This window comes from Paraliobacillus ryukyuensis (genome assembly GCF_003315295.1).
GTDB classification, from domain to species: Bacteria; Bacillota; Bacilli; order Bacillales; family Amphibacillaceae; genus Paraliobacillus; species Paraliobacillus ryukyuensis.
This window is the reverse complement of sequence record NZ_QNRI01000012.1, coordinates 71,447-77,809: the sequence shown is the minus strand read 5'-3', so window position 1 is coordinate 77,809 and position 6,363 is coordinate 71,447. Positions and strand designations below refer to the sequence as shown.

Below are 6,363 nucleotides of genomic sequence, written 5' to 3'. Positions count from 1 at the left end.
GTGACACGTGCAGCTGACGAATACTAATCGATCGAGGACTTAACTAAATAACAAAAGTGGAAACGACCACAACAGTGGGAGTTGAAACTGGATGATATTCTAACGTTTGATACCCTTGTCTTTCTTATCTAGTTTTGAAGGTACATGCCTTTAAAACAAAGGTTTAGTGACAATAGCGAAGAGGTCACACCTGTTCCCATGCCGAACACAGCAGTTAAGCTCTTCAGCGCCAATGGTAGTTGGGGCTTTGCCCCTGCAAGAGTAGGACGTCGCTAAGCTATTCAAAGACTTTATTGATTAATTCAATAAAGTCTTTTTTGTTTATGTAATTGAATCAATTTCATAATTGCATCCACACTTATAAAACACGAACATTACATGGCTATTTCTTTTATGTTTTCTTTACAAATAAGAGGAGGAAGGAAATGGGGCAGACTCCTCGAAAATAAAAAACTATTTTCTTCGTGCGATGGTTCGCTGTCGAAGCGTTCCTTATAAGGAATGTTAGACTAAAACCGTCACGTCGTGCGACAACGTCTAACTGACCCACGTCTTGTGGGCCCAAGGTGATGCCTTCGAAAAGTGCCCCCCATTTGCTGACTAAACGGAGCAGTGTGCTACATTTAGTCTAAAATGTCATTCGTGTTTTTTAATCAAACTTTAAATTATGAATTGATTCAATTAGCTATATTTTGTATGCACACCAGTAAATACTTTTGGTGTTTATGCCTTTATATAAGACGCTATCCTCATCTAGATATCTACATCTACCAGAAAAGTTGTATACTAAACCTGTCATTATGGTTCGTTCTTTTGACCATTTCTCATTTTTTTGACCATTTTTAAATACTATGTGACAATATTTTCTCTTTACATTAGTCATTTTTACTGTCCAAATCTTACCTTAATAGATAAATGTTTAATTCTATGTTGTTATTGCTGAGATTTAGGGTAAAGAAAGTATAAGGTTTGCACGATACATTTGAAATGGAGGTGAATGCAGTTTTTTGCATAATAGTATGGACTTACTAGAATCAGTAGTAGATCGTGAATTTATCGTAATGAGTACAAGAATTCTAATTGCCTTGGTTTTATCAGGAATTATTGGGTTTGAAAGAGAGTTCAAACAACATGCAGCGGGACTAAGAACGCATATATTGGTAGGGGTAAGTTCATGTCTAATGATGCTTCTTTCTTTATATGGATTTCAACCTTATTTTGATTCATTTGAAAATACGACTCGTTTTGATCCTGCTAGAATACCCTCTTATGTAATTAGCGGTATTGGCTTTCTAGGAGCAGGAACGATTATTGTGAATGGAATGACCATTCGCGGTCTTACAACAGCAGCATCTATCTGGTCTGTAGCTGGATTGGGACTAGTTATCGGTGCGGGTATGTATAAACAAGCTATGTTTACGGTGATAATGATTATACTAGTGCTAATATTGCTACATAAATTAGAAAGAAAAGTTGCAAACAATAAGTCCTTTGTTTACCTTCAAATTATATTCGATCAAAAAACCAGTATGAATCAACTATTTAATAACCTAAACCTGTCTAAACAATCTATTCAAACAATTGAAATCAATCGTGAAAAAGATGATCTCATCATTTTTGTTCAATTAGAAAGTAAGGAATTAAACAAAGTGGAGTTATACGAACGTGTATTACATTTAGATGGGGTAAAACAAATCAAAGAACTAGACCATTGATTTGAAAATTAATTAAGTAATAATATTTGCAAGAATACATAAGCATAGTATAATAAAGCTAAAGTCAAAGTTAGTCAAAGTCAATTTTAGGGGGAGGCAAATGCGAAATATTTCAGATGTGATTGAGGCATACTTAAAACAAATTATACAACATGATCACAAGAATATTGTAGAAATTAAACGAAGTGAAATAGCAAATCAATTTGAATGTGTTCCCTCCCAGATAAATTATGTTATCAACACGCGTTTCACACTGGAAAGAGGTTACTTAGTGGAAAGTAAACGTGGAGGCGGCGGCTACATTCGTATTACACGCATTACAAATGATGATAAAGTTAAATTAATTGATGACATTATAGAAATGATCCATCCAACGGTTACCCAACAGGCAGCAATTGACATTTTAGAACGAATGTTAGAAGAAAAGTTGATTACTAAACGTGAAGCCAAAATAATGATAAGTGCTTTAACGCGTGACACACTTGCTTTTCAACTCCCAATTCGTGATGAGATAAGAGCGCGAATAATGGCAGCCATGTTAACTGCACTTAAATATGAATAGGTATAATCGTTAAGAAAGGGAGTATTTATAATGGAGTGCCAGGAATGCCACGAACGTCCGGCAACTTTACATTTAACTAAAATGGTTAACGGAGAAAAGTTGGAGATTCACGTTTGTGAGAAGTGTGCAAAGGAAAAAGGGTATATTTCTTATGAAGAAGAAGCATATTCCATTCATGACTTGTTGGCAGGACTATTTAATTTTGAATCTAATATTTCTCATAACCAAGCAACAAATAAGGAAAAAAGAGAAACATTAACTTGTCCGAAATGTGGAATGACTTATCGACAGTTTACGCAAATTGGTAAATTCGGATGTGCTTCTTGCTATGCAACGTTTCAAGATCATTTAAATCCTATCTTCAGACGTGTCCACAGTGGTAACACAAAACATGATGGAAAAATTCCTAAACGTCAGGGAAAAGATTTACAGAATAAGCAACTTGTCAAAGATTATAAAACAAAGCTGCAACAGTTAATTGAAAATGAACAATTTGAAGAAGCGGCAAAAGTACGTGATAAAATTAAAGCATTAGAAAATAATGACGTAGAAGGTGGTGAATGATTATGTCATTGCAACCATTCATCAACGAAGCGATCAGCCCTTGGCTGAAAGAAGAGGGACCAAACAATGATATTGTGTTAAGCACAAGAATTCGTTTGGCGAGAAATTTTGATAAATTCCCATTTCCAATTATCGCGGACAAGGAAGAGTTATCACCAATTGTACAATTAATACAAGACGAGTATCACCATCAATCGTTTGATTCGTACCAAGATCTAGAGTATATATCGATGGAAGAATTGCAACCGATTGAAAAACGAGTTTTAGTAGAAAAGCACTTAATAAGTCCCAATCTTGCCGAAAAGTCCATTAATAGTGGTGTACTAATCTCGAAGAATGAACAAGTGTCTGTTATGGTAAACGAAGAAGATCATATTCGTATGCAATTATATTTTCCTGGACTACAGTTAGAAAAGGCGTTGGAACAAGCGTTCACTTTTGATGATTGGTTGGAAGAGAAAATAGATTATGCATTTGACGAACATCGCGGGTATTTAACAAGTTGCCCAACGAACGTGGGGACTGGTATGCGAGCTTCTGTGATGATGCACCTTCCAGCACTAACACTTACACAGAAAATGAATAAAATGATTCCCGCGATTAATCAACTTGGTTTGGTGGTAAGGGGAATATATGGTGAGGGAAGTGAAGCTTTAGGTAATATATTTCAAATTTCCAATCAAGTCACGTTAGGACGTTCGGAAGTTGATATTATAGAAGATTTACAAAGTGTCGTTAAAAAGTTAATTGAACAAGAAGAATTTGCAAGACAACTATTAGTAGAACAATCAGAGTTACGATTAGAGGATCGCGTATTTCGTTCATATGGAACATTAAAATATAGCCGGATTATTGAATCCAAAGAGACAGCTAGATGCTTGTCAGATTTACGATTGGGTATTGATGTTGGTTATATTGATCATCTTTCCAAAACCATACTGAACGAGTTGATGATATTGACACAGCCAGGCTTTTTACAACAATATGCTAAAGAGACACTTTCAGCTAAAGAAAGAGATATTAGAAGAGCCTCGATTATACGTGAGCGTTTGAAATTAGAAAACGGATGAGCTAGGAGGAATGCTAAATGATGTTTGGAAGATTTACAGAAAGAGCTCAAAAAGTGTTAGCACTATCTCAAGAAGAAGCGGTGCGATTAGGACACAATAATATTGGGACGGAACATATTTTATTAGGATTAGTAAGCGAAGGCGAAGGAATTGCTGCAAAAGCATTAAATAGCTTAGGACTTGAATCTGAAAAAATTCAACAAGAAGTAGAAAACTTGATTGGTAAGGGTCAAAAAGTATCCCAAACCATTCACTATACACCGAGAGCTAAAAAAGTAATTGAATTATCAATGGATGAAGCGCGAAAATTAGGTCACTCTTATGTAGGCACAGAGCACATTTTATTAGGATTAATTCGTGAGGGTGAAGGTGTTGCCGCTCGCGTTCTAAACAATCTAGGTGTGAGTCTAAATAAAGCACGGCAACAAGTATTGCAATTACTTGGAAGTAATGAAACAGCACGTAAAAATCAAGGGCGAAGCGGTCAAGCAAATGCAGCAAATACCCCAACATTAGATTCCCTTGCAAGGGACTTAACAGCCATTGCAAAAGAAGGTAATATTGACCCGGTGATTGGTCGTGAGAAAGAAATTGAACGTGTCATTCAAGTACTTAGCCGTCGCACCAAAAACAATCCAGTATTAATTGGTGAACCTGGTGTTGGTAAAACAGCTGTAGCTGAAGGGCTAGCCCAACAAATTGTAAATAATGAAATTCCAGAAATGCTACGAGATAAACGTGTAATGACACTAGATATGGGCACGGTTGTAGCAGGGACCAAATATCGTGGTGAATTTGAAGACCGATTGAAAAAAGTGATGGAAGAAATCCGACAAGCAGGTAATGTTATTCTATTTATTGATGAGTTACACACATTAATTGGAGCAGGGGGAGCAGAAGGAGCAATCGATGCTTCAAACATCTTAAAACCTTCCCTAGCTCGTGGAGAATTACAGTGTATTGGTGCAACAACGTTAGATGAATATCGCAAATATATTGAAAAAGATGCTGCATTAGAGCGTCGTTTTCAACCAATTCAAGTTGATGAGCCTTCATTAGAAGAATCAGTTCTTATTTTGAAAGGACTACGTGATCGCTATGAAGCGCATCATCGTGTAACAATCACTGATACTGCTATTGAAGCAGCTGCTAATTTATCCAATCGATACATTACCGATCGTTTCTTACCAGATAAAGCAATTGACTTAATCGATGAGGCTGCTTCCAAAGTTCGCTTACGTTCATACACTGCTCCGCCAAATTTGAAAGAATTAGAGCAAGATTTAGAAGAAGTACGTAAAGAAAAAGATGCAGCTGTACAAAGCCAAGAATTTGAAAAAGCAGCAGCACTCCGTGATAATGAACAACGCATCCGTGAACAGTTGGAAACAACGAAAGAAGAATGGAAAGAAAAACAAGGACAAGAGAGTTCAGAAGTTACAGTAGAAGATATTGCTAGTATTGTATCTACTTGGACTGGAGTACCAGTATCTGCTTTAACAAAAGACGAAAGCGAACGTTTATTAAAATTAGAATCTGTACTTCATGATCGAGTGATCGGTCAAGAAGAAGCGGTTGATGCTGTGTCGAAAGCAATTCGAAGAGCACGAGCAGGATTAAAAGATCCAAAACGTCCAATTGGTTCGTTTATCTTCTTAGGTCCAACTGGTGTCGGGAAAACAGAATTAGCACGAGCGTTAGCTGAATCTATGTTTGGTGATGAGGATGCGATGATCCGTATTGATATGTCTGAATATATGGAGAAACATACTACGTCTCGTTTAGTTGGTTCTCCTCCAGGCTATGTTGGCTATGAAGAAGGTGGGCAGCTTACGGAAAAAGTAAGAAGGAAACCATATTCTGTGGTCTTGTTAGATGAAGTCGAAAAAGCCCATCCAGAAGTGTTTAATATTTTACTTCAAGTATTAGAAGATGGCCGATTAACAGATTCAAAAGGTCGATTAGTTGATTTTCGTAATACAGTGTTAATTATGACTTCTAACGTAGGTGCTAGTGAACTGAAACAAAATAAATACGTTGGGTTTAATCTTGGGGATGAAACAGCAGACTATAAAGATATGAAGTCGAAAGTAACAGAAGAAATGAAAAAAGCTTTCCGTCCAGAATTCTTAAACCGTATTGACGAAATTATTGTTTTCCACTCATTAGAGAAAAAACATATGAAAGATATTGTAACGCTCATGGTAGACCAGTTACAGAAACGTCTAATAGACCAAGAAATTGATTTTGTCCTATCGGATGCTGCAATTGAAAAAATAGCGAAAGAAGGGTTTGATCCTGAGTATGGTGCAAGACCACTTCGACGCTCCATTCAAAAAAATGTTGAAGATTTATTGTCTGAAGCATTATTAAGAGAAGAAATTCAAAAAGGTCAAAAAATAAAAATTGGGTTAAATGACAATGGCGAATTTGCTGTTTTAAGTAAATAAAG

At 36.3% G+C, this 6,363-nt stretch carries 5 protein-coding genes and 1 rRNA gene; all 6 read left to right on the top strand.

What is annotated here, in order from left to right:
- Nucleotides 1-162 precede the first annotated feature (162 nt).
- The 6 genes from rrf (at nucleotide 163) to clpC (ending at nucleotide 6,361) form a co-directional block, all read left to right on the top strand.
- A 5S ribosomal RNA gene (gene rrf, locus DES48_RS14125) occupies nucleotides 163-278 on the top strand.
- A 729-nt stretch (nucleotides 279-1,007) separates the two neighbouring features.
- Nucleotides 1,008-1,715, top strand: coding sequence for an MgtC/SapB family protein (locus DES48_RS14120; protein WP_245911477.1), 708 nt, complete (start codon nucleotides 1,008-1,010; stop codon nucleotides 1,713-1,715).
- A 100-nt stretch (nucleotides 1,716-1,815) separates the two neighbouring features.
- Nucleotides 1,816-2,277, top strand: a complete 462-nt coding sequence (locus DES48_RS14115; RefSeq protein WP_113869977.1) for a CtsR family transcriptional regulator — start codon at nucleotides 1,816-1,818, stop codon at nucleotides 2,275-2,277.
- A 30-nt stretch (nucleotides 2,278-2,307) separates the two neighbouring features.
- Complete coding sequence (gene mcsA / locus DES48_RS14110) at nucleotides 2,308-2,841, top strand: protein-arginine kinase activator protein McsA (RefSeq protein ID WP_113869976.1); 534 nt, start codon at nucleotides 2,308-2,310, stop codon at nucleotides 2,839-2,841.
- Nucleotides 2,842-2,843: 2 nt separating this feature from the next.
- The gene (gene mcsB, locus DES48_RS14105) at nucleotides 2,844-3,911 is read left to right on the top strand and encodes a protein-arginine kinase McsB (RefSeq protein ID WP_113869975.1); all 1,068 of its coding nucleotides are present in this window, start codon (nucleotides 2,844-2,846) and stop codon (nucleotides 3,909-3,911) included.
- A 17-nt stretch (nucleotides 3,912-3,928) separates the two neighbouring features.
- The gene (gene clpC / locus DES48_RS14100; protein ID WP_113869974.1) at nucleotides 3,929-6,361 is read left to right on the top strand and encodes an ATP-dependent protease ATP-binding subunit ClpC; all 2,433 of its coding nucleotides are present in this window, start codon (nucleotides 3,929-3,931) and stop codon (nucleotides 6,359-6,361) included.
- Nucleotides 6,362-6,363: the final 2 nt, after the last annotated feature.